30 protein-coding genes and 2 riboswitches are annotated in these 26,597 nt (G+C 59.7%); of the genes, 26 read left to right on the forward strand and 4 right to left on the reverse strand.

Features of this window, described 5'->3' with window-relative positions; genetic code table 11:
* The first annotated feature begins 12 nt into the window (after positions 1–12).
* The 6 genes from ACR0CA_RS02805 to ACR0CA_RS02830 all read left to right on the forward strand — a co-directional run bounded on the left by ACR0CA_RS02805 (position 13) and on the right by ACR0CA_RS02830 (position 3,796).
* Complete coding sequence (locus ACR0CA_RS02805; RefSeq protein ID WP_480897384.1) at positions 13–690, forward strand: AAA family ATPase; 678 nt, start codon at positions 13–15, stop codon at positions 688–690.
* 142 nt (positions 691–832) lie between these two features.
* Positions 833–1,129, forward strand: a complete 297-nt coding sequence (locus tag ACR0CA_RS02810; RefSeq protein WP_480897385.1) for a hypothetical protein — start codon at positions 833–835, stop codon at positions 1,127–1,129.
* 406 nt (positions 1,130–1,535) lie between these two features.
* Positions 1,536–1,685 carry a hypothetical protein gene (locus tag ACR0CA_RS02815; protein WP_480897386.1) on the forward strand — a complete coding sequence of 50 codons (150 nt, stop codon included), beginning with the start codon at positions 1,536–1,538 and terminating at the stop codon, positions 1,683–1,685.
* A gap of 73 nt (positions 1,686–1,758) precedes the next feature.
* Positions 1,759–2,097: a DUF6626 family protein gene (locus tag ACR0CA_RS02820; protein ID WP_170741129.1), complete on the forward strand. Its 339-nt coding sequence runs from the start codon at positions 1,759–1,761 to the stop codon at positions 2,095–2,097.
* A gap of 136 nt (positions 2,098–2,233) precedes the next feature.
* Positions 2,234–2,809 (forward strand): tyrosine-type recombinase/integrase, encoded by a 576-nt coding sequence (locus tag ACR0CA_RS02825; protein WP_480897387.1) that lies wholly within the window; start codon positions 2,234–2,236, stop codon positions 2,807–2,809.
* A 72-nt stretch (positions 2,810–2,881) separates the two neighbouring features.
* Positions 2,882–3,796 carry a NotI family restriction endonuclease gene (locus ACR0CA_RS02830; RefSeq protein WP_480897388.1) on the forward strand — a complete coding sequence of 305 codons (915 nt, stop codon included), beginning with the start codon at positions 2,882–2,884 and terminating at the stop codon, positions 3,794–3,796.
* Here ACR0CA_RS02830 and ACR0CA_RS02835 read toward each other — a convergent pair.
* The gene (locus ACR0CA_RS02835) at positions 3,733–4,944 is read right to left on the reverse strand and encodes a DNA cytosine methyltransferase (RefSeq protein WP_480897389.1); all 1,212 of its coding nucleotides are present in this window, start codon (positions 4,942–4,944) and stop codon (positions 3,733–3,735) included. The two genes, ACR0CA_RS02830 and ACR0CA_RS02835, sit on opposite strands and share 64 nt — an antisense overlap.
* 135 nt (positions 4,945–5,079) lie before the next feature.
* Between ACR0CA_RS02835 and ACR0CA_RS02840 the strand changes: the two genes are divergently transcribed.
* Complete coding sequence (locus ACR0CA_RS02840; RefSeq protein WP_480897390.1) at positions 5,080–5,490, forward strand: very short patch repair endonuclease; 411 nt, start codon at positions 5,080–5,082, stop codon at positions 5,488–5,490.
* A gap of 201 nt (positions 5,491–5,691) precedes the next feature.
* Here ACR0CA_RS02840 and ACR0CA_RS02845 read toward each other — a convergent pair whose 3' ends face one another.
* Positions 5,692–6,648: an NAD(P)-dependent oxidoreductase gene (locus tag ACR0CA_RS02845; protein ID WP_480897391.1), complete on the reverse strand. Its 957-nt coding sequence runs from the start codon at positions 6,646–6,648 to the stop codon at positions 5,692–5,694.
* A 146-nt stretch (positions 6,649–6,794) separates the two neighbouring features.
* Positions 6,795–7,002: riboswitch (cobalamin riboswitch) on the forward strand.
* A gap of 85 nt (positions 7,003–7,087) precedes the next feature.
* Between ACR0CA_RS02845 and ACR0CA_RS02850 the strand changes: the two genes are divergently transcribed.
* From ACR0CA_RS02850 to cobJ, 7 genes are read left to right on the forward strand one after another with little or no spacing between them, the layout of a single operon-like run.
* Complete coding sequence (locus ACR0CA_RS02850) at positions 7,088–7,462, forward strand: DUF1636 family protein (RefSeq protein WP_170788921.1); 375 nt, start codon at positions 7,088–7,090, stop codon at positions 7,460–7,462.
* Position 7,463: 1 nt separating this feature from the next.
* Positions 7,464–8,519 carry a cobalamin biosynthesis protein CobW gene (gene cobW, locus ACR0CA_RS02855; RefSeq protein WP_480897392.1) on the forward strand — a complete coding sequence of 352 codons (1,056 nt, stop codon included), beginning with the start codon at positions 7,464–7,466 and terminating at the stop codon, positions 8,517–8,519.
* A 3-nt stretch (positions 8,520–8,522) separates the two neighbouring features.
* Positions 8,523–11,816, forward strand: coding sequence for a cobaltochelatase subunit CobN (gene cobN, locus ACR0CA_RS02860; protein ID WP_480897393.1), 3,294 nt, complete (start codon positions 8,523–8,525; stop codon positions 11,814–11,816).
* The gene (locus ACR0CA_RS02865; protein WP_480897394.1) at positions 11,813–12,934 is read left to right on the forward strand and encodes a cobalamin biosynthesis protein CobG; all 1,122 of its coding nucleotides are present in this window, start codon (positions 11,813–11,815) and stop codon (positions 12,932–12,934) included. Before cobN ends, ACR0CA_RS02865 begins: the two co-directional genes overlap by 4 nt.
* Complete coding sequence (locus tag ACR0CA_RS02870) at positions 12,934–13,563, forward strand: precorrin-8X methylmutase (protein ID WP_480897395.1); 630 nt, start codon at positions 12,934–12,936, stop codon at positions 13,561–13,563. Before ACR0CA_RS02865 ends, ACR0CA_RS02870 begins: the two co-directional genes overlap by 1 nt.
* Positions 13,560–14,285, forward strand: a complete 726-nt coding sequence (locus ACR0CA_RS02875) for a precorrin-2 C(20)-methyltransferase (RefSeq protein WP_170770236.1) — start codon at positions 13,560–13,562, stop codon at positions 14,283–14,285. The genes ACR0CA_RS02870 and ACR0CA_RS02875 overlap by 4 nt, the downstream gene beginning before the upstream one ends.
* Positions 14,282–15,034 carry a precorrin-3B C(17)-methyltransferase gene (cobJ, locus tag ACR0CA_RS02880; RefSeq protein WP_170770234.1) on the forward strand — a complete coding sequence of 251 codons (753 nt, stop codon included), beginning with the start codon at positions 14,282–14,284 and terminating at the stop codon, positions 15,032–15,034. Before ACR0CA_RS02875 ends, cobJ begins: the two co-directional genes overlap by 4 nt.
* Here cobJ and ACR0CA_RS02885 read toward each other — a convergent pair.
* Entirely contained in the window at positions 15,007–15,756 is a 750-nt protein-coding gene (locus ACR0CA_RS02885) for a cobalt-precorrin-6A reductase (RefSeq protein WP_480897396.1), read from the reverse strand. The two genes, cobJ and ACR0CA_RS02885, sit on opposite strands and share 28 nt — an antisense overlap.
* Here ACR0CA_RS02885 and cbiE point away from each other — a divergent pair.
* From cbiE to ACR0CA_RS02930, 9 genes are all read left to right on the forward strand, one after another.
* On the forward strand, positions 15,755–16,954 hold the full coding sequence (gene cbiE, locus ACR0CA_RS02890; protein ID WP_480897397.1) for a precorrin-6y C5,15-methyltransferase (decarboxylating) subunit CbiE: 1,200 nt from the start codon (positions 15,755–15,757) through the stop codon (positions 16,952–16,954). The genes ACR0CA_RS02885 and cbiE overlap by 2 nt on opposite strands.
* On the forward strand, positions 16,951–17,319 hold the full coding sequence (locus tag ACR0CA_RS02895) for a cobalamin biosynthesis protein (RefSeq protein ID WP_170770228.1): 369 nt from the start codon (positions 16,951–16,953) through the stop codon (positions 17,317–17,319). Before cbiE ends, ACR0CA_RS02895 begins: the two co-directional genes overlap by 4 nt.
* Positions 17,316–18,110, forward strand: a complete 795-nt coding sequence (gene cobM / locus ACR0CA_RS02900) for a precorrin-4 C(11)-methyltransferase (protein ID WP_480897398.1) — start codon at positions 17,316–17,318, stop codon at positions 18,108–18,110. Before ACR0CA_RS02895 ends, cobM begins: the two co-directional genes overlap by 4 nt.
* Complete coding sequence (locus tag ACR0CA_RS02905; RefSeq protein ID WP_480897399.1) at positions 18,103–19,431, forward strand: cobyrinic acid a,c-diamide synthase CobB; 1,329 nt, start codon at positions 18,103–18,105, stop codon at positions 19,429–19,431. The genes cobM and ACR0CA_RS02905 overlap by 8 nt, the downstream gene beginning before the upstream one ends.
* Positions 19,428–20,156 (forward strand): uroporphyrinogen-III C-methyltransferase, encoded by a 729-nt coding sequence (gene cobA, locus ACR0CA_RS02910; RefSeq protein ID WP_480897400.1) that lies wholly within the window; start codon positions 19,428–19,430, stop codon positions 20,154–20,156. The genes ACR0CA_RS02905 and cobA overlap by 4 nt, the downstream gene beginning before the upstream one ends.
* Entirely contained in the window at positions 20,149–20,892 is a 744-nt protein-coding gene (cobF, locus tag ACR0CA_RS02915) for a precorrin-6A synthase (deacetylating) (protein ID WP_480897401.1), read from the forward strand. Before cobA ends, cobF begins: the two co-directional genes overlap by 8 nt.
* A 43-nt stretch (positions 20,893–20,935) precedes the next feature.
* A riboswitch (cobalamin riboswitch) is annotated at positions 20,936–21,140 on the forward strand.
* Between the two features lie 36 nt (positions 21,141–21,176).
* A complete protein-coding gene (locus tag ACR0CA_RS02920) occupies positions 21,177–21,347 on the forward strand; it encodes a CbtB domain-containing protein (protein ID WP_480897402.1) in 171 nt (56 codons plus the stop codon).
* Positions 21,348–21,351: 4 nt separating this feature from the next.
* Positions 21,352–22,050, forward strand: a complete 699-nt coding sequence (locus ACR0CA_RS02925; RefSeq protein ID WP_480897403.1) for a CbtA family protein — start codon at positions 21,352–21,354, stop codon at positions 22,048–22,050.
* Positions 22,051–22,116: 66 nt separating this feature from the next.
* Positions 22,117–22,611, forward strand: a complete 495-nt coding sequence (locus ACR0CA_RS02930; protein ID WP_170752354.1) for a hypothetical protein — start codon at positions 22,117–22,119, stop codon at positions 22,609–22,611.
* On the opposite strand, the gene ACR0CA_RS02935 is transcribed toward ACR0CA_RS02930, so the two are convergent.
* Positions 22,608–22,964, reverse strand: coding sequence for a DUF1636 family protein (locus ACR0CA_RS02935; RefSeq protein WP_480857669.1), 357 nt, complete (start codon positions 22,962–22,964; stop codon positions 22,608–22,610). The genes ACR0CA_RS02930 and ACR0CA_RS02935 overlap by 4 nt on opposite strands.
* Positions 22,965–23,091: 127 nt before the next feature.
* On the opposite strand from ACR0CA_RS02935, the gene ACR0CA_RS02940 reads away from it, so the two are divergent.
* The 3 genes from ACR0CA_RS02940 to ACR0CA_RS02950 all read left to right on the forward strand — a co-directional run bounded on the left by ACR0CA_RS02940 (position 23,092) and on the right by ACR0CA_RS02950 (position 26,419).
* Positions 23,092–23,550, forward strand: a complete 459-nt coding sequence (locus ACR0CA_RS02940; RefSeq protein WP_170770214.1) for a DUF302 domain-containing protein — start codon at positions 23,092–23,094, stop codon at positions 23,548–23,550.
* A 78-nt stretch (positions 23,551–23,628) separates the two neighbouring features.
* Positions 23,629–25,248, forward strand: coding sequence for a thiamine pyrophosphate-binding protein (locus ACR0CA_RS02945; protein WP_480897404.1), 1,620 nt, complete (start codon positions 23,629–23,631; stop codon positions 25,246–25,248).
* A complete protein-coding gene (locus ACR0CA_RS02950) occupies positions 25,235–26,419 on the forward strand; it encodes a CaiB/BaiF CoA transferase family protein (RefSeq protein WP_480897405.1) in 1,185 nt (394 codons plus the stop codon). The genes ACR0CA_RS02945 and ACR0CA_RS02950 overlap by 14 nt, the downstream gene beginning before the upstream one ends.
* Positions 26,420–26,597 lie beyond the last annotated feature (178 nt).

Raw genomic sequence — 26,597 nt, forward strand, 5'->3', positions numbered from 1 at the left:
GGAGCTTTAACAATGACAAACACTGCACCTCAATCTACTGCTGAAATGATCTTCGCAAACAAAACCGCCGAAAACCAAATAGATGCGCTTCTCAGTGGCAGGTACCCGTTCCCAGAGACTGGCAAAACTGCTTTGTGCTTTTACGGCACGTACGGCACAGGCAAGACAACCTACGCACACATCTTTTGCCGCGAATTCGAACAAGCGCGAAGCGGCGAGGAACTCGCTGAACAGCCACGTTTTGTTTCTTGCCAAAAAACTGAGAATATCAGCACGATCTTAAAGTCATGCGAAGCAAAGGTAAGGACAGTTTCGTTTAACGCCAGCTCGTTTCACTACTTCATTTTTGACGAAGTGGACAACTTAACTGATGATGCTCAGCGCGCACTGAAAGCGTTTTTAAACACACCCAACATCGTTTGTGTTTTGACTACAAACTACTTGGACAAGCTAGACAAAGGAATGCTCAGCCGCTGCGTAAAAGTCAATTTCAATGCGGCTGACCCTAAAGCCATCCGCACCCGCGTGCAGCGCATCTTACGCAACGAAGGGCGGCAACTGAGCACAGACGAAATTGACGAGATCATCAGGACCAGCGACGGCAGTTGGCGTGAAATTGTGCCCATGGCATTGATGCTCGCTGAACCTACAACGCACCCGCCATGTTCAACCCTACGCATCGTCAAATAACTAAGAAGCCTCAGCATTGCTGGGGCTTTTTTCTATTTCAGCGCCTCGCATCAAGCGTGTTAACACGCTTCCCCGCTCAAACACCGCTTGCTCTCTCAATACTCCTTAGCTCGCTAAAGCTAAATACAAGCGGGAGAACGAGATGAAATTTGATGACCTAAAATGTTCGCTTCAACGCTTACAAAAATTACATCGCGCCAACAGCACCGCAGAACGGCTGGCGATTGCAGGCGCGCTCTTGGACCTAACGAGCCAATACATCCAGAAACTGAGCACAGAATTGAACGAAAGCGGCAGGACAACCCAACGACGTAAAGCAAAAGGGCGAGAAACAGCAACAGACCCCAAGCCACCTGTTAAACCCGTGCGTGTTGCAGAGCCGACAAAACCGAAAAAGCCAAAATACTCTGGAAATCACGCGCCGTCTGCGCGCAGATGATAAATACCTTTAACAGGCTAAGGCACATGCCGCCTGCCCTACAAACTGACCTCAAGGTTAGCACGCCAGTCGCAATCGTGCTGTGAATCCGTTCTGCTGTGTGACGGTAAGCAATCGCATTGTCAGTTATGCGCTTCGACAGACGCCCCAAAGGGGTGCCTTAAAGATGCAGGAATGAACCTGACAAAATTTTTGTCGTCGTAATGGTGGTAGCGCAATTGAAGCGTGAATTTTAGTGAGACGGAAAGACAAGCTGCATTGCAGTACCCGTCATCGCGCTGGACCAGCTTCGCTACACCAGCCCCAGCGCGTGCGTTGAAGCCCAGTAAAGAGATGATCGCAAAACCTGCTCTTCCCATGTGGTTTGGTGAGTGTAGCCAAAAACGCGACAGGAAAAGTTGCGTCAATGGATCACGACAATGACAGGCTTGATCCATTGGCTCTAGGAAAAGCCTCATCAAAGAAACCATTTTCCAAGCATGACTTTGTAAGCATCGCTCTACTCAAAAATGCTGATGCGGCAAATGTGAAGCGGCAGCGAAACGATTTGCTGTAGCGGCTGCTGATGCGAAGCAGCAGCAAAGTACGGTGGCAAAGAGGTCATCGTATTAGACTTAAGGAGATTTCAAATGTCATTGATGGAACAAATATTTGCGGAACTTCATGAGCACTCGTTTGTGCAATCTGCGGAGCAGTTCAGCACAGATTGGTGTTGGCGCAGCAAAAGCTGGTTTGCTGTACAGAAGACAAAGCAAAGCGACTTCTCAATCCCTACGGCAATCAACTGCCTGAATAAAACAAAGGTCAAAATCGCCTTTGCCCACATGAGCCGTAAGAAACTTGGAAGCATAGCTGACAGCGACCTTCGTGTGCTCAACGGTGTAAAGGATGAACTAGAAGCCTATCTGCTTGAACGTCACAAGATCGCGGCAATCGCGGGCAACGAAGCATTCCCAGCAAAATGTTAGGTTTCCAATAATATCTAACTTCTTCACTGAACAGCTATTGATTTAAAGGGCTTAGTCACAACGCCTTTTTCGATCGTTTGGCAAAATGTGTGGTTTTATAATGGATTACAGTGAAACCACACATTTAGGCTGAGACATGAAACAAGCAAAGCTGCTGACACAAGCGGAACAGAAACGCGTTTACGCCGTGATTGATGCCCACCGCTACAGCGCCCGCAACCGCACCATTTTCTCGTTCAGCTTTCTTGCGGGATTGCGTGCGTGTGAGATTGCAGGATTGAAGGTTGGCGACGTTTTTGACGACAGCGGCAACCCGCGCGACACAGTTTTTCTTGCGGCGGAACAAACCAAGGGCGATGAAGCAAGCGCAGTTCTCGTCAGCAAACGGCTGAACAGGGCGCTTTCTGAGTATGCAACGGCCTATCCACGCCACGTTAGAAAACTTGACGCACCATTGTTTTTCAGCGCAAAGCGCGGTGGATTTAGCCCCCAGACTATTGTGAACCTGTTTGCCAAATTTTATGCGGCGGCAGGCATCAAGGGCGCGAGCTCACATAGCGGACGCAGGCAGTTTTTGACGGAGCTTGCGGACAAGGGAGTGAATGTGCGGGTAATACAGGCGCTAGCACGACATAAGAACATTACAACCACTCAAAAATACATCGACTTCAATGAGAGCAAACTGCGCAATGCAATTGAACTAGTTCAATGACTTCATAGGGTTGCATTCCCTCGCGCAATAGTAGAACTTGACCGTGAATGATGTCTTAAAGCACGGTTTGTTATGCTAAAAAATGGCCCCCTTGAACTCTTTGGGCAGTCTACTCTTACACCATGCAACCAAGGCACTTCGCCTTGGGCAGACTTGCGATCTGAAACCGCTGATATTCCATTCAAAGATGCAATTTGCCCGTTCAAAGCAACTGTTTCTGGTTTGTACAGCCATACAGGCGGCGGCACAAACTGCGATAAAATAAGGAAAGCCAAGCCCAACCCCCTTATTGGAAATTGCAGTGTTCGCAAGACGAAGAAAGGCGGCGTTGTCCAAGATTGGATGGTATGTCCAAGTAGGTTTCTTCAAAACGCAACTATATTCAATGACTGCAAAAGGTTCTTAAACCCAAGCCCCCAGTACCGTGTAGTTAGAGAGCTTTCGATCTCTTCCGAAGGTAGTTTGGATTTTGGTCTCACTGCGCTTGATGATCAAGAAACCGTTATTGATTTTGTAGGGATTGAAGTTCAAGCGTGCGGGACTGGAGGAAGCGGACCAATTTGGGATGCGAGAAACGATTACCTAGATGGATCTTTTAAGGATGATTACAGTTTCTCTTTGAACGAAAAAGACGCTTCTAAAAAAATTCTAGTTCAACTACTACACAAAGCCCGTCAGATCGCACGGTGGCGAAAGAATACTGTACTAGTTATTCAAGACCATTTTTTGGAGCACTTGAGAGCTGCTTACAACGTTGACGCACATTTTCACCAACAAGACCCTTCTGACTTCATTCATATCCATTCCTACAGCCTGGTTGAGGACCAGAACGGGTTTGCAATTGAACTCACGGAAACGCTGTCTACGGATATGGTTGGCCTATCAATGGCTCTCATCAGCAATCCTGGGCTACAACACACGGATTATGAAAAAGTGGCCGCGGCAATTGATTCACGGTTTTCAGAAGGAAAGTTCACTGAAGTGTGATCCGCCCTTGCGAGTGCTTCCACAATCTTTTCACCAACCGCTTTAGCAACAATGGGACTCACTGAATTTCCAACTTGCCGAAATCCGTGCCATTTCGTTGGATGGAAATTGAACCAATCTGGAAAACCCTGCAGTCGAGCTCCCTCACGAACTGAAACACATCTGGGTTCCTCTGGATGCACTGGCCTTGGTGATGAGTAAGAACCACGACTAGAAGGCGTTCCTGCCCTGAGGGTGTTTGCTACATCGTCCCACTTCAGCTTGAACAAGCGGCTAACTGGAACGGTTACACCCTGTGGCGTTTCCATAAACCTACTACGAAGAACTTCTCCGTGCACAATCCTCTTACAGTTCGAACACACTGACGAATCCCAATCTGAAGGTGGAACTCCAAAAAAGTTTTTAAAGTTACCCACCCCTCGCATCATTCTTGCGTATTCTGAATGCGGATCCTTATCATAAGCGACTGTATGTTCTTCAATCAGATGATTGTGTTTTTCAATATCTGGCAAGTCTCCAATTGCATCCCGCACAGTTACAAAAGGAACACGGCCATTTATTCCATTTTTTCCGCTGTTTTTGGTCCTTGGCGACCAGTGCGTTGGAACAGGCGCTTCCAAATGCGCGCTAATATCTTTTCGAGTTCCAAGCAAGAATACTCTCTTCCGCTCTTGTGGAACACCAAACTCACTAGCATTGAGGATTGTAGGGTCAGAGACGGTATACCCGTCACCACCAAGCTGCTTGATTAGTTCCTCTACCCAACGTCCACCTTCTGCAGAAAGCATGCCAGGAACATTTTCCATCACGAAGTATTTGGGCCTTAAAATATTAACAAATCTCCGAAATTCGAAAACGAGCTTGCTGCGTTCATCGTCAGGATCACGTAGGCCTATCAAACTGAATCCTTGGCACGGAGGGCCGCCAGCAACCACATCAATTCCATTTGGGGCCAGTGCCTCAATTTCGAGATCTGTAAACTCTGCAACGCTTCTTTCAATAAACTCAACTTCTGGAAAATTGCGCGGAAATACTTCTGCACAACTTGCCTCAATGTCGACCGCATGACTAGTATGGATACCAGCCGCTCTGAAGCCCAACGTCAGGCCCCCTACACCAGCAAACAAATCTATTGACGATGGCTTCATAAACTACCACTCCTGCTCGTCTTGCCATCATATGGTATTCGAACAAAGGAGCAACCGATATGTTGCGTCGGAAATGCTAAAACCTATTGCCCTCCTCACAACCCTTTGAGTTCATTGAACACTGCGACCACCTTCATGGCGACAGACCCAATCAGACGAAAAATAATGCGCAGCGTGGGTAGTGTGAACACTGGTCCTGAGATTCGGGTTAGAAAATGGCTGCACCGCCATGGATTTAGATTCCGTATCCATGTCAAATCATTGCCAGGAAAGCCTGATATAGTCCTACCAAAATACAAGTCAGTTGTGTTTGTGCATGGTTGCTTCTGGCACAGACACTCTGGCTGCCGCAAAGCTAGCACTCCCAAGACAAGAGCGGACTTCTGGCAAGAAAAGTTTGAACGCAACCTCGCTAGAGACACTAAGAACCTACAAGAAATTAGAGAACTTGGATGGGCTCCAATCGTCGTATGGGAATGTGAGACGAAATCTGATGAAACGATTGCTGCAGCTTTGATTGATTTGCTAGATAGGCGATCTGAATAAGCTGAGGACGCAAAATACGCGCCAATAATGAATATTGTACACATCTCCATACACAACAAAGATTTCTGTGGCTTAACAAGCTTAATTATAATGGTTTTTTACTGTGCATATCTCTTGCAAATCCGTGTACACCGGTTCGATTCCGGTACTCGCCTCCACTCTCTCTACAAAACAGACTATTCCACTGACGCGCGGCTTGCGTCATTCGGCCCCACGCCCCTGAGGGATGACCTCGTATCCGGGCTCTTCCGGTTCGTCGTCCTCCATCTCGGGCGGAAAACCGGAGGCTGTGATATCTAGACCGGTTGCGTCCTCCAGACGTCGGATGATGTTGGGAGACATTTCACGTTCACCATAGCGGGCAATTCCGTCCTCGAAAATCTGGATCATGACCGGGTTGATCTCCAGCGGTACACCGGCGCGGTCAGCGACGTCCTGAAACAGCCCGATATCCTTTTTCACAAGGTCCATCGTAAAGGAAATGTCGCGTGATCCGTTCAGGATCACCTGGCTTTCGGTCTCATGCACAAAGGAAGTACCTGATGAAATCTTGATCGCCTCATAAGTCGTGTTCAAGTCCATCCCGGCGGCCTTGGCGGTCACGAGCGCTTCGGCGCAGGTAATCAGGTTTGCCGTCGCCAGGTAGTTGGTCAGCACCTTAAGCACCGAGGCCGAGCCCAACTCGCCCGTGTGCAGCACGCGGCGGCCCATCGTGGTCAGAAAGGGTAGGATACGTTCGAACGTCGCGCGGTCGCAGCCCGCGAAGATCGAGATATTGCCCGTCGCCGCCCTATGGCACCCGCCCGAGACGGGGCAGTCGACTGCCGCCCCTCCGCGTTCGATGACCTGCGCACCCAGCCGCTTGACCTCGGCCTCGTCGGTGGTGGACATCTCCATCCAGATCTTGCCGGGGCCGACCTCGGGCAGCATCTCCTGCATCACGGCGTCCGAGGCAGCAGGCGATGGCAGACAGGTGATCACCGCGTCGCAATCGCGCATCAGCTGGGCCGGGCTTTTGGCGGCCTTGGCCCCCTGCGCCACGAAGCCCGCGACCAGATCAGGGTTCAGATCGTGCACCGTCAGGTCGATCCCGTTGCGCAGCAAAGACCCGGACAGTTTGCCGCCCACATTGCCCAGTCCGATAAAGCCCACTCTCATGCGACACGTCTCCCTGTTTGCGCCGTTTCGGTCATGGCAGCACGGGGTTGCGGGCTTCGTCATGCCGCCCAGCGACGCTTACAGGTCGCTTTTCCACCGTTGCTTCACAGATGCTTGCGACTCGCTTGACAAGCCCCTGCCCGGTGCCGCATGTCCGATCCGTTGGTGTCCTCTGCACGAGGATGAAAAGGGAATGCGTCAACGGATCATCCGCCAAACGCAGCCGCCCCCGCGACCGTGACCGGAGAGGGTGCCCAAGCCACTGGCCAAACAGGCCGGGAAGGCGGGACATCCGACAGGGCAATTGCCCTGACATCCGCAAGCCGGGAGACCTGCCAGCACCCGCGATTGAAACCGGACGGGGTGTTCCGGTGTCGGGTCAAATGCGACCCGCTTGAAACCCCGTCCCCCACGATGAGGATTTGGGGGGATGAGAGACATGACCGAGACCGCTCCGGTCGAGCTGCTGGTTTGCACCACCTGCCGCCGCGGCCTACCTGTTGAAGATGACGCAGACCGCCCCGGCACGTTGTTGCACAAGGCGCTGGAACAGGCCGATCTGCCCGAAGGCGTAACGCTGAGAGCCGTCGAGTGCCTGTCGAATTGCGATCAGGGCTGTTCCATCGTTCTGCGCGGCGGACCCGAGCGCTGGACCTTTGTTTATGAGAACCTGAACGAGGTCGATCATGTCGACGTGATCGTCGACGGCGCGACCAAGTATCTGGCCACCGAAGACGGCTTGGTCAAATGGCGCGAGCGCCCCGAACATTTCCGCAAAAACTGCGCCTCGCGCATTCCCCCGATTGGAGCCTGACATGTCCACCCTCGAAAAACTCCCCGTTACTGTGATCACCGGCTTTCTGGGCTCGGGTAAAACCACGCTGGTGCGGCACCTGATGCAGAACCCGCAGGGCAAGCGTCTGGCCGTTGTGGTTAATGAATTCGGCGATGTCGGCGTGGATGGCGATATCCTGAAGTCCTGCGCCATTCCCGATTGCCCGGCGGAAAACATCATGGAACTGGCCAATGGCTGCATTTGCTGCACCGTGGCCGATGATTTCATCCCCACGATCGAGGCGCTGATGGCGCTGGAGCCGCGCCCCGAGCATATCCTGATCGAAACCTCGGGCCTTGCGCTGCCGAAACCGCTTCTGAAAGCGTTCGACTGGCCCGATATCCGATCCAAGATCACCGTTGACGGCGTGATCGCGCTGGCCGACGCCGAGGCCGTTGCCGCCGGTCGCTTTGCCCCGAATGTCGCGGCGGTGGATGCCCAGCGTCTGGCCGACGACTCCATCGACCACGAAACGCCTCTGTCCGAGGTGTTCGAGGATCAGATCTCCTGCGCCGATATCATCCTGCTGACCAAGCCTGATCTGGCCGGCCCCGAAGGTGTCGTCAAAGCCAAAGAGATCATCGCCGCCGAGGCCCCGCGTCCTCTGCCCGTGGTCGAAGTGGCCGAAGGTGTGGTGGACGTGCGCGTCGTGTTGGGTCTTGAGGCCGCCGCCGAGGATGACATGGATGCGCGGCCTTCGCATCATGACGGTCATCACGATCACGAGCATGATGATTTCGAAAGCATCATCGTCGAATTGCCGGATCAAACCGACCCGCTGGATCTGGTTGCAAAGATCGAACGCCTGGCGACCGAGCTGAACATCCTGCGCGTCAAAGGCTATGCCGCTGTTCAGGGCAAGCCAATGCGCCTGCTGGTTCAAGCCGTCGGCGCGCGTGTGCGTCACCAGTATGACCGTCCGTGGGAGCCCGGCGAAGAGCGCCGCTCGCGTCTGGTGGTGATCGCCGAGCATGACGATATCAAAGAGGCTGAAATCCGCGACATCCTCGCGGGCGTCACCGAGGCTGCCGAGTAAACCATGCACGTCGTCTTCCGCGAAAGCCACGGGTTAGAGGAATCCGAAACCCCAACCGATCTGGGCCAGAGCCCGGCGGATTTGGTGGTACTGTCGTTCTCGGACAGCGACCTTGGTGCTTTCGCGGCAGGCTGGCACCGCGGTGGCGGGCCTGACGGTCGGATGCCGACCCTGCGACTGGCCAATCTGACGGCGCTGAAACACCCTCTGTCCGTTGACACCTATGTGGAACAGACGTTGGAGGGCGCTAAAGGCATCCTGATCCGTCTGATCGGCGGAGTGCCCTATTGGTCCTACGGACTGCAGCAGGTTCTATCGCTTGCGCAGACCAAAGGGATTGCTGTGGCCGTGCTGCCCGCCGACGGGCGCGAGGATACGCGACTGGATGAGTATTCCACCCTGCCCGTCTCCACCCTGCGCCGCTTAGCGCACCTGTGTGACACCGGCGGCGTGGTTGCAGCACAAGCCGCTTTGGCACAGATGGCACTGGCAGCGGGGCTCTATGCGGGTCCGGTGATGGGGGCTAAATCCCTGCCCGACTGCGGCGCATGGTGCCCCGATCGCGGAGTGATTCCGGCGGAACAGGCGTTTTCCGGTGACTCAAAACGCGTCGTGGTCAGTTTCTACCGCGCTTACCTGACCTCGGCCGACACAGCCCCCGTGGCCGCCCTGATCCGTAGCCTGCGCGCGCGCGGCTTTCAGGCCGTGGGCCTGTTCGCCCCTTCCCTGAAAGTGCCATCCGCCGCCGACTGGCTGCGCGACACCATCGTATCGCTGGCCCCGTCCGCGATCATCAACGCCACGTCCTTCTCGGGCAAAAGCGCGTCGGGTACCTCGCCTTTGGACGCTGCAAATGTGCCCGTCTTCCAGGTCGCACTGGCCACTTCGCGCCGCAAGGCGTGGGCCGAGGCGGAACGCGGCCTCTCCCCCGCCGACCTCGCCATGCATGTGGTGCTGCCCGAGGTGGACGGGCGGATTTCAGCGGGCATCGCCTCGTTCAAGGAGCCGGGCAAACGCGACCCGCATCTGGAATATTCCCGCTTTGCCCACCGGGCCGAGGAGGAACGGATCGAGGCCATCCTCGACCGTGTCACCGGCTGGCTGAACCTTCAGGACAAACCCAAAGCCGATCAAGTGCCCGCGCTGGTGCTGTCCACTTATCCGGGCAAGGACTGGCAGATGGCCCATGCGGTGGGCCTCGACGCGCTGGCCTCGGCCGAGGCAATGCTGTCCGACCTACAGGCCGAGGACTATGACACCGCCTCTGCCGAACCGATTTCTGAAACTCTGTTGGACGCGCGGATCGCATGGCCCCTTACCGATTACCAAGCCGCGCTGGCCGACCTGCCCGAACAGCTACGCACCGACCTGCAAACCATCTGGGGTGCGCCCGAGAGTGATCCCGCTTTCGCGGATGGTGCCTTCCACTTCACCGCGCTGCGCCGGGGCAAAGCTCTGGTCGCGCTGCAACCTGAACGCGGCACGCCCGAGCTGCGCGATGACGATTATCACGACCTGTCGCGCACCCCGCGCCACAGCTATGTCGCCTTCTACCTGTGGCTGCGCAAAAGCCTGCGCACCGACGCGCTGATCCATATCGGTGCCCATGGCACGTTGGAATGGCTGCCCGGCAAATCCGTCGCGCTCTCAGCCGATTGCTGGCCCGAAGCGCTTATCCGCGATCTGCCGGTGATCTACCCTTTCATCGTCAATGACCCCGGCGAGGCCGCGCAAGCCAAGCGTCGGATCGGAGCCGTCACGCTGGGCCACATCCCGCCCGCTTTGAGAGAAAGCGGTACACCGGATCGGATGGTACGGCTGGAGTCCCTGCTGGACGAATTCTCGAACGCCGATGGTCTGGACCCCAAGCGCCGCGACCGTTTGCAAGAGGATATCCGGAATGAGGCTCAGGCCATCGGGCTGGAAAGCGATCTGGGTCTGGATCAGGCCACCTGCACCGCCGAGGCGATCACCCGCATCGACCGCTTTGTCTGTGACATCAAGGAAAGCCAGTTCGGCGACGGGCTGCACATCTTTGGCCGGGTGCCAGAAGTGACCGGCAATTTCGACCCCGCGCCTTCCGCCCAGTCTGAACGCAACGCCCTAATCGACGCACTAGCCGGAAAGCGGATCGAGGCCGGGCCATCCGGTTCGCCCTATCGTGGCCGCTCGGACGTACTGCCTACCGGGCGGAACCTTTATACCACCGACCCGCGATCCGTGCCCACGCGCGCGGCCTATAGCCAAGGCGTGAAACTGGCCGAAGAACTGGTGCGGCGTCACCTGCAAGAGGAAGGCGACTATCCCAAAGGGCTGATCGTTGACCTCTGGGGCTCGGCCACTATGCGCACGGCGGGTGAGGAATTCGCCATGGCGCTGCACCTGCTGGGCGTCAAACCCGTCTGGGACAAGGGGTCAGAGCGGGTCTCAGGCATCGAGGTTCTGCCCATCACCGACCTCAGCCGCCCGCGTCTGGATGTGACGCTGCGGGTCTCGGGCCTGTTCCGCGACGTTTTTCCGACGCTATCGGCGCTATACGGTCAGGCGATCCGGGCCTTGTCGGCGCGCGATGAGGCGGCCGACTGGAACCCCTATGCCGGTCAGGAACCCGCCGCCCGCGTCTATGGCCCAGCCCCCGGCAGCTATGGCGTGAACATGACACAATTGTCCGAAATTTACACCGACGAGGCGCGCGTGCAGGCGGGTGCGGCATGGCTGGACGCCAGCTCTTATGCCTTGGAAGGCGAGCATGTCGCGCAGGACAAGGACGGCATCACCCAGCGCGTCGCCAACGCCGACAGTTTCGTCCACCTGCAGGATTTGACCGAGACCGACCTGCTACTGGCCAATGATTACGCCACGCATGAAGCCGGATTTGCCGCCGCCAAAAAAATCACAGGCGGCTCGGCGCAGCTGTATCATCTGGACAACACCAACCCCGACACCCCGCGCGCGCGGACCCTGCCCGAGGAAATCAGCCGCGTGGTCCACGCCCGCGCTGCCAACCCCGGCTGGATCGCCGGGATGCAACGCCACGGGTTCCGGGGCGCGGCCGAGATCGCCGCAACGCTGGATCACATGGCCTCGTTCGCGCATTTGTCGGGCACCGTCGCACCGCATCTGTTCGACCTCTACCACGATGCCACGCTGGGCGACGCCGAGGTCGACGCCTTTCTGGCCGAGGCCAACCCCAAGGCGCATCAGGCCATGCAGGACCGGTTCCGCGCCTTGCTTGAGGCGGGGTTGTGGAACACGCGCCGCAACTCGATTCGCGCCGATCTGGAGGGGCTGCGATGAGTGCGCCCATCGTTCAGGGCTGGTGCCCCGGTGCGCACCGCCCGATGATGTCGGGCGACGGGCTGGTGGTGCGGGTGCGGCCGAGGCTGGCCCGTCTGACAGCTGAGCAGGCCATGGGTCTGTGCGATCTGGCCGAGCGTTTTGGCAATGGCACCATCGACCTGACCAACCGCGCCAATCTTCAATTGCGGGGCGTGGCTGAGGGCGATCATCAGCCCATGTTGGCCGAACTGGCCGCGCTGAACCTGCTGGATGCAGAGCCGGGGATCGAGGTGCGCCGCAACATTCTGGTCTCACCTCTGTACCAAGCCGGAGACCTGACCGCTCGGCTATCGCAAGAGCTTATTGACCGGCTGGCCGAACTACCCGCCCTGCCCGCCAAGTTCGGCTTTGCCATCGACACCGGACCTGAGCGCCTGCTGGCGGGGGATTCAGCCGACATCCGGCTGGAAATAAGCCCTGAGGGTTTGATCTTGCGTGCCAATGGGGCAAACACCGGACGTTTGGTCCAGGAATCGGAAGCCATCGACCTGCTGATCGCCTTGGCCGCATGGTTCTCCCAAAACTACACGCCTGAGAGCAGGCGCATGGCCCGCGTGGTCGCGGACTTGCCGCCGGAGTGGCAGGGCGCAGTTCCGGGATCTGTTGGCGCGCCGCTGCAACCCGGTCTCTGCGATCAGGGGGCGCTCTATGGTGCAGCCTTTGGGCAACTGCCTGCGCGCGCCCTGAAAGGCCTGATCGCGCAAAGCGGGGCCGATGCCCTGCGCGTCACCTCGTGGCGCTTGATCCTGTTGGAAGGCGGGGCGGCGATACCCGCCCCGGCCTTTGTCACAGACGGCACCGACCCGCTGATGACCACCGACGCCTGCCCCGGCGCGCCATATTGCCCGCAGGCGCAAGTGGAGACCCGGGGGATCGCGCGCCTGCTTGCCGCGCGTATCAATGGCAGCCTGCATGTCTCGGGCTGCGCCAAAGGATGCGCGCGCATGGGCCTGGCCGATGTGACGCTGATCGGCAATGCCGGACGATTTGATCTTGTCAAACAGGGCCGCGCGGGGGATGAGCCCTGCCAGACCGGCCTGACCGAAGAAACACTGATGAATATGGACTTCACCTGATGCCCTATACTTATGAAACCGATGGCGCTGCGATCTATAAGGAAAGCTTTGCCACCATCCGGTCCGAGGCTGATCTTGCCCGGTTCGACGCCGACGAGGAACAGGTCGCCGTCCGCATGATCCACGCCGCCGGCATGGTGGGGCTGGAAGAGTTCGTGCATTTCTCGCCCGGTTTTGTGGCCGCCGCCCGCACTGCAATGGAAGCCGGCGCACCCATCCTGTGCGATGCGCGCATGGTCAGCGAGGGCGTGACCCGGTTCCGTCTGCCCGCTGACAATGAGGTGATTTGCACCCTGCATGACGAACGTGTGCGCCCCTTGGCCGCTGAGATGAGCAACACGCGCTCGGCTGCCGCGCTGGAGCTGTGGCGCCCACATCTGGAAGGCGCCGTTGTCGCCATTGGCAACGCACCTACTGCGCTGTTCCATCTGCTGAACATGCTGGAAGACCCCGACTGCCCACGCCCCGCCGCCATCATCGGCTGCCCCGTGGGCTTTGTCGGCGCGGTCGAATCCAAAGACGCCCTGTGGGAGGCACAGCCAGTGCCCTCCTGCATCGTCAAGGGCCGCCTGGGCGGCAGCGCCATCACCGTCGCCGCCATCAACGCCATCGCGAGCCGCGCGGAATGAGCGGCACAATCTATGGCGTGGGCCTCGGCCCCGGCGATCCCGACCTGATGAGCGTCCGGGCCGACCGCCTATTGCGCAACGCGCGTCATGTGGCGTTTTTCCGCAAGCCCGGCCGCAGTGGACAGGCGCGCAAGATCGTCAATGGGATGATACCCGAAGATGCCGTCGAATTCCCGATGGAGTACCCGGTCACAACCGAGATCCCAGTGAGCGATCCGCGCTATAACGAGCTGCTCTCGGCGTTTTACGAAGACTGCGCCGCGCATCTGAAGGCTCTGTCCGAACAGGGCGAAGACGTGGTGGTCTTGTGCGAGGGCGATCCGTTTTTCTACGGCTCTTTCATGCATCTTTACAACCGGTTACGCGACGAATCTGATGTCGAAGTCGTGCCTGCCATCACCGGCATGTCGGGCGCGTGGACAGCGACCGGAGACCCGATCACCTGGGGTGATGACGTGCTGACCGTACTGGTGGGTACTCTGCCCGAGGACGATCTGGCGCAGCGCATGGCACAGACAGACGCGCTGGTCGTGATGAAGATCGGGCGCAATATCGACAAGGTGAAACGCGCGCTGAAAACGGCCGGCCTCTATGACCGCGCGTGGATCGTGGAATTTGCGCAAATGCCGAACCAGACGGTGACGAAACTGTCTGAGGCTTGTGAAAAGGTCACACCCTATTTCTCGATCATCATCGTGCACGGTCAGGGGCGCAGGCCATGAGCGGCTGGGTCAAGATCGCCGGTCTTGGACCAGGGGCTGATGCGCTGGTGACGCCCGAGGTGACTGCCGCTTTGGCCGAGGCCACAGATGTGGTCGGCTATATTCCCTACGTGGCCCGCGTGGCCGAGCGCCCCGGCCTGACACTGCACTCCAGTGACAACCGCGTCGAGATCGACCGCTCGCAGCACGCGCTGCAAATGGCGGCTGAGGGCAAACGCGTGGTCGTTGTGTCCTCGGGCGATCCCGGCGTGTTTGCGATGGCGGCGGCTGTGTTTGAGGCGCTAGAAGATGGCCCGTCCGAGTGGCGCAATATCCAGATTGATGTGCTACCGGGGATCACGGCGATGTTGGCGGCCTCGGCCCGTGCGGGCGCGCCGATGGGACATGATTTCTGCGCCATCAACCTGAGTGACAACCTCAAACCATGGTCTCTGATCGAAAAGCGTCTGCGGCTGGCCGCGCAGGCGGATTTCTCGATGGCGTTCTACAATCCGCGCTCGAAGTCTCGCCCGGAAGGCTTTGTAAAGACGCTGGAGATCCTGCGAGAAGAATGCGAGCCCGAACGGCTGATCCTGTTTGCCCGCGCCGTATCCCGCGCCGATGAAGCCATTCGGATTTCGACACTGGCCGAGGCCACACCCGAGATGGCAGATATGCAGACGGTGGTCATCGTCGGCTCGTCCCGCACCCGCGTGATCGAACGCGACGGCGCGCCCATCGTCTACACGCCGAGGTTCACGCCAGAATGAGCCAGCCAGTCCAGAACCTGAGCAACGCTCGACAATTCGACCCGCTGCGGCAGGGCCGGACGGTCGATCATCAGCACCGGCAGGCCCAGCGCCCGCGCCGCGTCCAGCTTGGCGCGCGCGCCAAGGCCGCCTGCGTTCTTGGACACGACCAACTGGATCCCATGGCGCTGCATCAGCGCCTGATCGTCGGCCAGAGTGAATGGCCCGCGCGAGACAACCACGTCGCAGTTCGGCAACGGCAGAGCACCCGGTTCATCGACCAGCCGCAACAAGTAACGATGCTGAGGCTGGGGGGCGAACTCCTCAAGATGCATCCGGCCCACGGCCAGAAACACCCGCTGTGGCGCGCCGGACAGGGCGGCCACCGCGCCGTCGATATCCGGAACATGCTGCCAGTCGTCCCCATCCTGTTCCACCCATGCCGGGCGGGTCAGCGCGGCCAGAGGCACGTCGGCCTTATGGCAGGCGGCCACCGCGTTGGCGCTCATCTGGGCGGCAAAGGGGTGCGTGGCGTCGATCACGTGGGTGATCGCGTGATCGCGCAGGTAGGTGGTCAGGCCGTCCACGCCTCCGAACCCGCCCACGCGCATCGGCAACGGCTGCGGGCGCGGGTTATCAACGCGGCCCGCATAGGAATAGGTCGCTTGGATGCCCCGTTCGGCCACGGTTATAGCCAGGGCGTTGGCCTCGGTCGTGCCGCCAAGGATCAGGAGGTGTGTCATGCATGAAGCTCCGTGGCTGACCGTTCTGGGTCTGGGTGAGGATGGGCTTGATGGCCTGTCGCCCGCAAGCCGTCAAGTGCTGGAGCGCGCCGAAATCATCATGGGTCCGCCGCGCCATCTGTCGCTGATCCCCGATAGTACGGCCCAGAGGGTCGAATGGCCGGTGCCCTTTGCCGATGGTCTGCCCGTGCTGACGGGGTTCCGGGGGCGGCCCACTGTCGTGCTGGCCTCGGGCGATCCGTTCTGGTTTGGTGCCGGATCGGTCATCGCGCGCAATTTCGAGGCTGGGGAATGGACCGCCCTGCCCGGCCAGTCGACCTTTTCCTTGGCTGCCGCGCGGCTGGGCTGGCCGCTGGAGGCGACGCTGACTTTCGGCCTGCACGCCGCCCCCCTGACGCGGCTGCGACCGCATCTGTCGCCAGGCCTGCGCGCCATTCTGTTGCTGCGCAACGGGGCTGCGGTGACGGAACTGGCGACCTACCTGACCGAAACCGGCTTTGCCGACACCCGCCTGCACGTGATGGAGGCGCTCGGCGGCCCTCGTGAACGTTCCCGCAGTGTGTCCCTGACCGAGGCGCTGCTGGGCGGGTTCGATCACCCGGTCTGCGTCGCGCTTGAAGTCGCAGGCGAGGGTCGCGCGCTGCCTAAGTCTTCGGGCAAGCCGGATGAGATTTTCGAGACCGACGGCCAGATCACCAAACGCCCTATTCGGGCACTGACCCTGTCGGCGCTGGCCCCGCATCGCGGTGAGCATCTGTGGGATATCGGAGGCGGCACCGGCTCGATCAGTATCGAGTGGTTGATGTGCGATCCGACCCTCACGGCCACCACGATTGAACCCCGCGCGGACCGGGCCGAGCGGATTCGTCGCAATGCCGATGCGCTGGGTCAGGATCGGCTGACCATCATCCACGGCACTGCGCCCGATGCGCTGGACGGGTCGTCCCTGCCGGATGTGGTGTTCATCGGTGGAGGTCTAAGCGCCGCGCTGCTGGACTGGCTGTATGCCACTTTGCCCGCTGGTACCCGCTTAGTCGCCAATGCAGTGACACTGGAGAGCGAGGCGTTGCTGGCGCAGTGGCATGAGAAACGCGGCGGCGATCTTTTGCGGATTGAATTGGCGCAGGCTGCGCCATTGGGGCCGCGCCGGGGTTGGAAATCCGGCTATCCGGTGGTGCAGTGGAGCGTCACGCTATGATCGTCGCGGGCCTTGGCTTTTCCTCCACCGCGACGGTGGACAGTCTGCGCGCGGCCTTTGCGGCTGCCGCCTCTGACCACCCCGTCAGCGCCTTGGCGACCGTCGCGGACAAAGAGGGCCATGCTGCGCTGGCAGAATTCGCAGCCGTAACCGCCCTGCCCCTGCATTTCATCGCGCCCGCCGATCTGGCCGGGCAGCGCACGCTCACCTGCTCGCCCCGCAGCCGCGCCAGTTATGGCACCGGCAGCGTGGCCGAAGCATCCGCCCTTGCCGCCGCTGGATCTGGCGCGCGGCTGCTTTCACCCCGACAGATATCAGACGACCGGCTGGCCACTTGCGCTATTGCCATCGGAGGACAAAAATGACCGTTCATTTCATCGGCGCCGGACCGGGCGCTCCCGACCTGCTGACCCTGCGCGGGCGCGATATCATCGCGTCCTGTCCCGTGTGCCTCTATGCGGGCTCGCTGGTGCCCGAGGAAATCCTTGGCCACTGCCCCGAGGGAGCCAAGATCATCAACACCGCGCCGATGGATCTGGATCAGATCATGGCCGAGATCGACGCCGCTCATCAGGCTGGTCAAGATGTGGCCCGACTGCATTCAGGCGATCTGTCGGTCTGGTCCGCCATGGGCGAACAAATCCGCCGGTTGAAAGAGATGGGTATCCCGGTCAGCGTCACGCCCGGCGTGCCGTCCTTTGCCGCGGCAGCCGCGGCCTTGGGCACGGAACTGACACTACCCGGCCTCGCGCAATCGGTGGTGCTGACCCGCACGCCGGGCCGCGCGTCTTCGATGCCCGAGGGTGAGACGCTTGAGAACTTCGCCCGCACCGGCGCAACGCTGGCCATTCACCTGTCGATCGGCAATTTAGACAAGGTCATCGCCGACCTGACCCCGGCCTATGGGGCCGATTGCCCGGTGGCCGTTGTCTATCGCGCCAGCTGGCCCGATGAACGCATCATCCGTGCAACGCTGGAGACGCTGAAAGACGCGCTGGACGACGGCATCGCCCGCACCGCGCTGATCATGGTCGGCCCAGCGCTTGCGGGGGAAGGGTTCGACGAAAGCTGTCTGTATTCCAAGGATTACGACCGCCGCTATCGCCCGCAAAGCGCCGACAGCCCGTGGTCCAGCTGGAGCCCCGAGGATGAATGACGCGATGACTAACCCTCCGGGCCTTCTGATTTCTGCACCGTCCTCGGGCACCGGCAAGACCACGGTCATGCTGGGCTTATTACGTGCGCTGGCCGAGGATGGGCTGACCGTTCAGCCTTTTAAAAGCGGACCAGATTATATCGACCCGGCCTTTCACCGGGCGGCTGCGGGGCGTGCCTCGTTCAATTTGGACAGCTGGGCCATGGGAGAGCCTCTGTTGGACGCCATTTCTGCACAGGCCGAAGGCGCGGATATCGTGGTCGCCGAGGGCTCAATGGGGCTGTACGACGGCGTCGCCAAGCCCGGTGAACTGGGTCATGGGTCCAGTGCGGAAACCGCGTTACGGATGGGTTGGCCGGTGGTGCTGGTGCTGGATGTGGGCGGTCAGGCGCAATCGGCGGCGGCGACGGCTTTGGGGTTCAAGATGTATAACCCCGATCTGCCCTTTGCGGGCGTGATTCTAAACCGCTGCGCCAGCCCCCGGCACGAGCGGTTGACGCGGTTGGGAATGGAACGCGCGGGCCTGCCGGTTCTGGGCGTGCTGCCCCGTCGTGGAGACCTGACCCTGCCCGAGCGGCATCTGGGCCTGATCCAGGCGGTTGAACATCCCGATCTGGAAAGCGCAATTGTGGGCTATGCCGAGTTCCTGCGCGAGCATGTCGATCTTGAGGCGATCAAGCGGGCGGCATCCTCAGGCCCGAATGGGCCATCGTCCGCCGCGCTGCCGCGGCCCCCGGCGCAACGGATCGCACTGGCCCGCGATGCAGCGTTTTCCTTCACCTATCCGCATTTGCTGGAAGGTTGGCGCGCGGCAGGGGCCGAGGTGTTGCCCTTCTCGCCCTTGGCCAATGAAGCCCCGGCTGCGGATGCCGATCTGGTTTGGTTGCCGGGCGGATATCCTGAACTGCATGCAGGCACTCTGGCCGCTGCATCGAGTTTTCAGGAGGGGTTGCGGAGACATGCGCAGACCAAGCCCGTTCATGGGGAATGCGGGGGGTATATGGCGCTGGGACAGGCTCTGATCGATAAAGAGGGTGTCTCGCATCAGATGGCCGGGTTGTTGGGGCTGGTGACATCTTACGAGAAGCGCAAGTTCAATCTGGGGTATCGCCGGGCCGAGCTGCTGGCCCCCATGCCCGGCTTTGCCGTAGGCACGGGCCTGCGGGGGCATGAGTTCCACTATTCCTCGATTATTGAACAACCCGACGCGCCCTTGGCCCGCGTGTTTGACGCAGAAGGCGCCGAAGGGCCTCAGACCGGATCGGTGCGCGGCAATGTGACCGGCACGTTCTTTCACCTGATCGCGGAGGCCTCAGTATGAGTGGGTTTGTCTCGTTCATCGGGTCGGGTCCGGGCGATCCGGAGTTGTTGACGCTAAAGGCCGTGGACCGGATGCAAAAGGCGGATGCGGTGCTGTTTGATGACCTCAGCAGCGGGCCGATCTTAACCCATGCGCGCGAGGATGCCGATCTGGTGGGCGTGGGCAAACGGGCGGGCCGCCCCTCGCCCAAGCAGGACCATGTCAGCCGGTTGCTGGTGGAATATGCGCAAACCGGGCAGCGGGTCGTGCGGTTGAAGTCCGGCGATGGCGGCATGTTCGGACGTCTGGAAGAAGAACTGGTCGCCCTGCGCGCGGCTGGGATCGAATACGAGATCATCCCCGGCATCCCCTCGGCCGTGGCGGCAGCGGCGGCGGCTGGCATCCCGCTGACCCGAAGGCTAACCGCGCGGCGAGTACAGTTTGTCACCGGCCATGATGTCAGCGGCAAACTGCCCGAGGACCTCAACCTGCCTGCGCTGGCCGACCCCGATGCGACCACGGTCGTCTTCATGGGCAAGCGCACCTTTCCCCTGCTGGTCGAAACGTTGCACGCCCATGGTCTCCCGCTGGAGACGCCAGCACTAATGGCCGAATCCGTCTCGACCCCCGAACAAAAGCTGCATCTCAGTACTGTAGGCGCGCTGTCCGAGAAACTGGCGGATGAAATCGGCACCGCCCCTGCGCTGATCCTTTATGGCCCGCTGGCAGAGCTTGACGATGTTTGACCTGACCTTGATCGGCATCGGCACCGGAAACCCTGACCACGTGACCTTTCAGGGCGCGCAGGCGATCCGCGCGGCGGACCTGATCCTGATCCCTCGCAAGGGCGAGAACAAGGCCGATCTGGCCGGGCTGCGCGAAGAAATCATTGCGCAGGTCACCGACACGCCGCCGCAGATCGCCTATTTCGACATCCCCAAGCGCCGGTCTGATGACGGGTATCTGCGCGGAGTGGATGAATGGCACGACGCCATCGCCCTGCGCTGGCGCGAGGCAATTGCCGCCCATCCGGGCGTGCAGCATGTTGCGCTGCTGATCTGGGGCGATCCATCGCTCTATGACAGTTCACTGCGGATTGCAGAGCGGCTGGACCCTCAGCCGGAAACGCGGGTGATCCCTGGCATTACAGCGCTGCAGGCGTTGACGGCTGCCCACGTGATTCCGATCAACGATCTGGGTGCCCCCTACATCGTGACCACGGGGCGGCGGATTCGCGACGAAGGGTGGCCGGACGGTGCGTCAAACGTGGCGGTAATGCTGGATGGTGAGTGCTCGTTCCAACATCTTCAGATGGCAGATTATGACATCTGGTGGGGGGCGTACGTGGGCATGAAAGAGGAAATTCTGATCAAGGGGCCCTTGGCTGAGGTTGCGCAGCAGATTCTGGACACCCGTGCAGCTGCGCGCGCCGATCACGGGTGGATCATGGATATCTATCTTCTCAAAAAGTGCGTGAACTGACCAAATTGGTCGCGAATGACGATTGCGCCGCGCGGGGTTTGAAGGCTAGATGAACCTGTCTGGTCCCGTCGTTCACAGCGACGAGCTAAGAGGGAATGTGGTGCGATCCGAGTTGATCAAATCCACAGCCGCCCCCGCGACTGTAAGCGGTGAGCCCTGTTCAACCAGCCACTCCTGAGTTTCAGGGGGAAGGCGAACAGAGGCATCGACCCGCGAGCCAGGAGACCTGCCAGGCACGAATGAAAACACCAACCGTCGGGTGCGACGGTAAAGGAGAACTAAAAATGGCAACTCAAGCAACAACCGCATCGACCTCACGCATTGGTATCCTGCCGGTTATGTTCGCTGTGGTTCTGGGCCTTGGCGTCATCACGCTGACCGGCCACGTTCAGGCCGCGGCCCTGCATGACGCAGCCCACGATGTGCGCCACGCGACCGGCTTCCCCTGCCACTAAACCCATGTTTAGCCGTATCCTGACCAGCGCGTTGTTCGCTGGTGCTGCAGCGGGGCTGATTGCCGCCTTGCTGCAGTTGGTCTTTGTGCAACCTGTGTTGCTGCACGCGGAACTGTATGAATCAGGCGAATTGGTCCATTTCGGCGGTGACGTCGTAAGTGCTCACCCCGAGCTGCCGGGAATGTTCTCGGACCTGTTCCGCGATGCGCTGAGCGTTATTTTCACGATGTTTATCTATACCGGTTATGCGCTGATGATGATTGCGCTGATGTCCGTGGCTGAGGGCAACGGCCACAAGATTGACGGGCGCACCGGCGTTTTGTGGGGGCTTGCGGGGTTCGTTGCCGTGCACCTCGCACCCGGATTCTCGCTCGCGCCAGAAGTGCCCGGCGTGGCAGCAGCCGATGTCGCTGCGCGTCAAATCTGGTGGTTTGCGACCGTCGCAGCAGCAGGTGTTGCCATGTGGCTGATTGCCTTTGGCGGCACCCTGATCAGCTATGTGATCGCAGCCGCCCTGCTGTTGGCCCCACATCTGATCGGCGCGCCCGAGCCGGACGTGTTCACCGGCCCCGTTCCGACCGAGATCGGCGCGCTGTTTGCCGCACGCGCTTTTGGCATCGGACTGGTAGCCTGGGTTCTGGTCGGGGCATTCGCCGGGTACTTCTGGCGATATGAAAGCCAGCGTGCCGAAGCTGCGGCCTGACAAGCACGCTTATGAACACGCCGAGACCAGCTCGGCGTGTTTGCTACTACCATCAAGGAACATAAAATGGCACGCTCACTTGCCCTGTTTGCAATCGGCATAGTTTTTGGCAGTGGTGCAGGATTTGTGGTTGCGGCTGCAAATGGCGTTACTTTCGACGGCCATGACCATGGCGATCCTGCACATCACAGTTCATCTCACGCCGAGGCAGCCGCACACGATCATTCGACTGCCATCAACCTGCCTGCTGGCGCTGATGCTCCGGGGCTTGAGATCGCTCTTACGCCCGATCCTATGGCGGGCTGGAACCTGCATGTCATGCCGCAGAACTTTCGGTTCTCACCACAAAATGCCTCAAAGACCGATGTCGACGGCGAGGGGCATGCACATGTCTACGTAAATGGAGAGAAACTGGCCCGGCTGTACGGTAACTGGATGCATATCGACCATCTGCCGCAGGGCGAGGTCGAAGTCTCGGTCTCTCTGAACGCAAACAGCCACAGCCCGCTGATGGTCGACAACATCCCCGTCAGCGCGGCGGTCACACTACAGGTCGACTAAAGCGCCGGGATACGCGCCCGCAAACACATCCGGAGCCGCCCGCAAGGCCGGGCGTCTTCGATCCAGCCTTTGGGGCTTTCCAGATAGGTCCGGCAGGTCGCCACGATATCATCGGCGTCCGAGGCGACATCGACCCCTGAAAACACATATGTTGCCCCGCCATCGGCCTGCAGCGCGATGGCCACGGGTTCTGCACATCCGCTGAAACAGGCGTGCTGATCGACCGAAACCCGCCCCTCAATCCCCGCGCGGGTCAGGGCGGATTCGACAGCTTTGACCTCGGCTCCGCAATCGCGGGCACCGGCACAGGACGAACATATCAACAGGCGCATCTGATCCAATTCGGAACTCATCGGGTGGCATTTGCCTGTTTCTGAGGGTTTCCAACTGCCGGCGCAATCGGGAAAACGCACAAGATTGTGAGTGCGCCCTGTCCCGCTTTCTGGCATCACTGTCGCAACCCCGAAACAGGAGGCCCAGATGAAAGCCCTTTGGACTGCGATTGCCCTGATAGCGACCCCTGCTTTGTCAGACGAGCCCCTGTCGGGCTGGGCCAGCTACGCAACCGACAAAAGTTACGACGCGTTGGTTGCCGACACCAAGGATGCCATCAAAGCCAATGGTCTGATCGTCGTCACGCAGGCAGGCCCGACCAACGCCGCCGCATCGCGCGGGATCACTATCCCCGGCAATCGGGTCATTGGTGCCTTCAACAACGACTATGCGGTGCGCGTGCTGGAAACATCAGTGAACGCGATGATCGAGGCACCGATCCGCTTTTATGTCACCGAAAACGAGGACGGCACCGCCACCCTATCCTACAAGACTCCCAGCTTTGTCTTCGCGCCCTATGTCTATGAGGGCGGAGACCCCCTGCGCGAGATCGCCGAGGAACTGGATGGCAAGTTTCAGGCTGTGGCTGAAACAGCAGTCAAATAGTCACACTGACGTGATCCGCCTTGCGTCCGGGGCTGTCCTCCGCAATCTGCTGTGAAACAGTTTTTCGGAGCATGACTTATGCAAGACCTCTCGCCCCGCGCAGCGGACCTTCTGGCCCAACGTTTGTACGAGGCCGGATGTCGCCACGCCTTTGGAATGCCCGGTGGTGAGGTTCTGACCCTTGTCGATGCGCTGGAAAAGGCCGGGATCACCTTTCACCTGGCCAAGCATGAAAACGCCGCCGGTTTCATGGCCGAGGCCGTGCATCACCGCGACGGCGCGCCCGCCATTCTGGTCGCCACCCTTGGCCCCGGCGCGATGAACGGGATCAACGTGGTCGCCAATGCTTTGCAAGACCGTGTGCCCATGATCGTTCTGACCGGATGCGTCGATGCCGATGAAGCGCTGACCTACACCCATCAGGTGATGGATCACGCGCAGGTCTATCGCTCGATCACCAAGAGGACGTTTACACTGACCGCCAAAGGCGCAGACATTATTGCCGATAAGGCGGTGACGTTGGCCAATCAGCCGCGCCCCGGTCCGGTGCATATCGACGTGCCGATCTCGGTCGCGGATACCCGCGTGTCGGGCGTGAAACCGCGCCGCCGCGCGAAGATCGCCACTGTATCCCCTGCGGGCGACTGCGTCGAGAAAGCCCGCCGTTGGGTGTCGCAGGCCGAACGGCCCATCGCAATTGTCGGGCTGGATGTTCTCTATGACGACTCGCGCAACGTGGTGCAGGCATTTCTGGAGCATTTCGACATCCCATTTGTGACGACCTACAAGGCCAAGGGCGTAGTCCCCGAGGATCACCCTCTGTGTCTGGGCGGCGCGGGCCTTTCGCCGCTGGCTGACAAACATCTGGTTCCGCTGGTCGAACAGGCCGATTTGGTGCTGTGTCTGGGCTACGACCCGATCGAAATGCGCCCCGGCTGGCGTGAGATCTGGGACCCAGCGGAAAAGCGCGTGATCGACGTCTCGGCTGTGCCCAATGACCATTACATGCATCAGGCGGGGCTGAATTTGGTCGCGCATACGGGCGAGACGCTGGAGGCCATTGCCAAAGGCACCCCGTCGCGCAAGACATGGCTGGGTGGCGAACCCGCGCAAGTCAAAGCCGCTTTGGCGCAGGCGTTTCCCACGGATGACGACTGGGGTCCCGCGGCGGTTATCGCTGAAACCCGCGCTGCCCTGCCCGCCAACACGCTGGCGACAGCCGACAGCGGCGCGCATCGCATCCTGCTGAGCCAAATGTGGGATTGCTCCGAGGAACGCGGGCTGATCCAGTCCTCGGCCCTGTGTACCATGGGCTGTGCCGTGCCGATGGCGATTGGCCTGAAACTGGCCGAACCCGACCGCCCGGTGATCAGCTTCTCGGGTGATGCCGGGTTCCTGATGGTTGCCGGAGAGCTTTCGACAGCAGCCGAGATGGGGGGAAACCCAATCTTTCTGGTCTTTGTCGATGCAAGCCTTGCGCTGATCGAGCTGAAACAGCGCCAGCGCCAGATGGGCAATACGGGCGTAGATTTCGACCGCCACGACTTTGCCGCCATGGGCCGCGCGTTCGGCGGCAACGGCCACACGGTGCGCAACCGCGAAGAACTGCGCGCGGCGCTGGATGCGGCGGTCAAGGCCGACGGCTTTACCGTCATCGCCGCCGAGATCGACCGTGGAGGCTATGATGGCCGGATCTGAGGGGCCGCTGAAGGGCATCAAGGTTCTGGACCTGTCCCGCATTCTGGCAGGACCGACCTGCACGCAATTGCTGGGCGATCTGGGCGCAAACGTGATCAAGATCGAAAACCCAGCAACCGGCGGCGATGACACGCGGCAATGGGGTCCACCTTATGTGACGGACGCGGATGGGAATGCATCGGACCTAAGCGCTTATTTCATGTCGGCCAACCGCAACAAGAAATCTGTGGCCATCGACATCACCACCCCCGAGGGTCAGGCGGAAATCCGACGCATCGCCTCGCACGCGGACATTCTGATCGAGAACTTCAAACCCGGCGGGCTGGCGAAATACGGCTTGGATTACAAAACCTTGTCGCAGGAATTTCCCAGCCTCGTTTATTGCTCGATCTCGGGCTATGGGCAGGATGGGCCGAACGCACCGAAACCCGGGTATGACCTGATGGCGCAGGGCTATGGCGGGATCATGTCGCTGACCGGCGACCCCGAAGGCGCGCCGATGAAGGTGGGCGTGGGCATCGCTGACGTGATGTGCGGCATGTACGCGACCGTCGGTATTCTGGCCGCGCTACGTCACCGGGATCAAACAGGTGAGGGCCAGCAGATCGACCTTGCGCTGGTCGACGCGCAAATTGCGTGGCTGATCAATGAGGGCGTGAATTACCTGACCTCTGGCAACGTCCCTCAACGGCGCGGAAATGGGCACCCGAATATCGTGCCCTATGACGTCTATCAAACGGCGGACGGGCACGTGATCCTGGCGGTTGGCAACGACAGCCAATTTAGACGGTTCTGTGACTTCATCGGGCAGCCTGCCCTAGCGGACGATCCCCGTTTTGCGACCAACCCATCACGTCTGGAACATCGTGATGCGCTGAATGCAATTCTGCGCCCAGCCGTGCAAAACTATGACACTGAAACCGTCATTGCCGAGCTTGAGGCGCGCAAAGTGCCTGTGGGCCCGGTGCAGACGTTGGATCAGGTTTTTGCCACAGATCAGGTCGCCGCAAGGCAGATGCAGATCGCCATGCAAGCCGACCCGGCACAGGTGAATCTGATCGGAAATCCACTGAAACTGTCCAAAACGCCTGTAACATATCGCAGTGCTCCACCGACCTTTGGCGCGGACACTCAGGCCGTTCTGAACGCCGAAAACCCGTTTGAAGACTGAAACACAATGCCTAATTCGGCGGCATGTTGCTGAAACATGCCGTTGAATCGGCGGTTTTTTTCACGTTTTGCACACACAGCATTTCACCAATTCGAGAGGTCGGTCGATACTGATACGACCCGACTAGAGTCTCTGGTAAGTCGAATAATGTACTAATTCTCAACGGATCGGACCACGA

It is taken from the genome of Ruegeria sp. F12 (assembly GCF_056533885.1).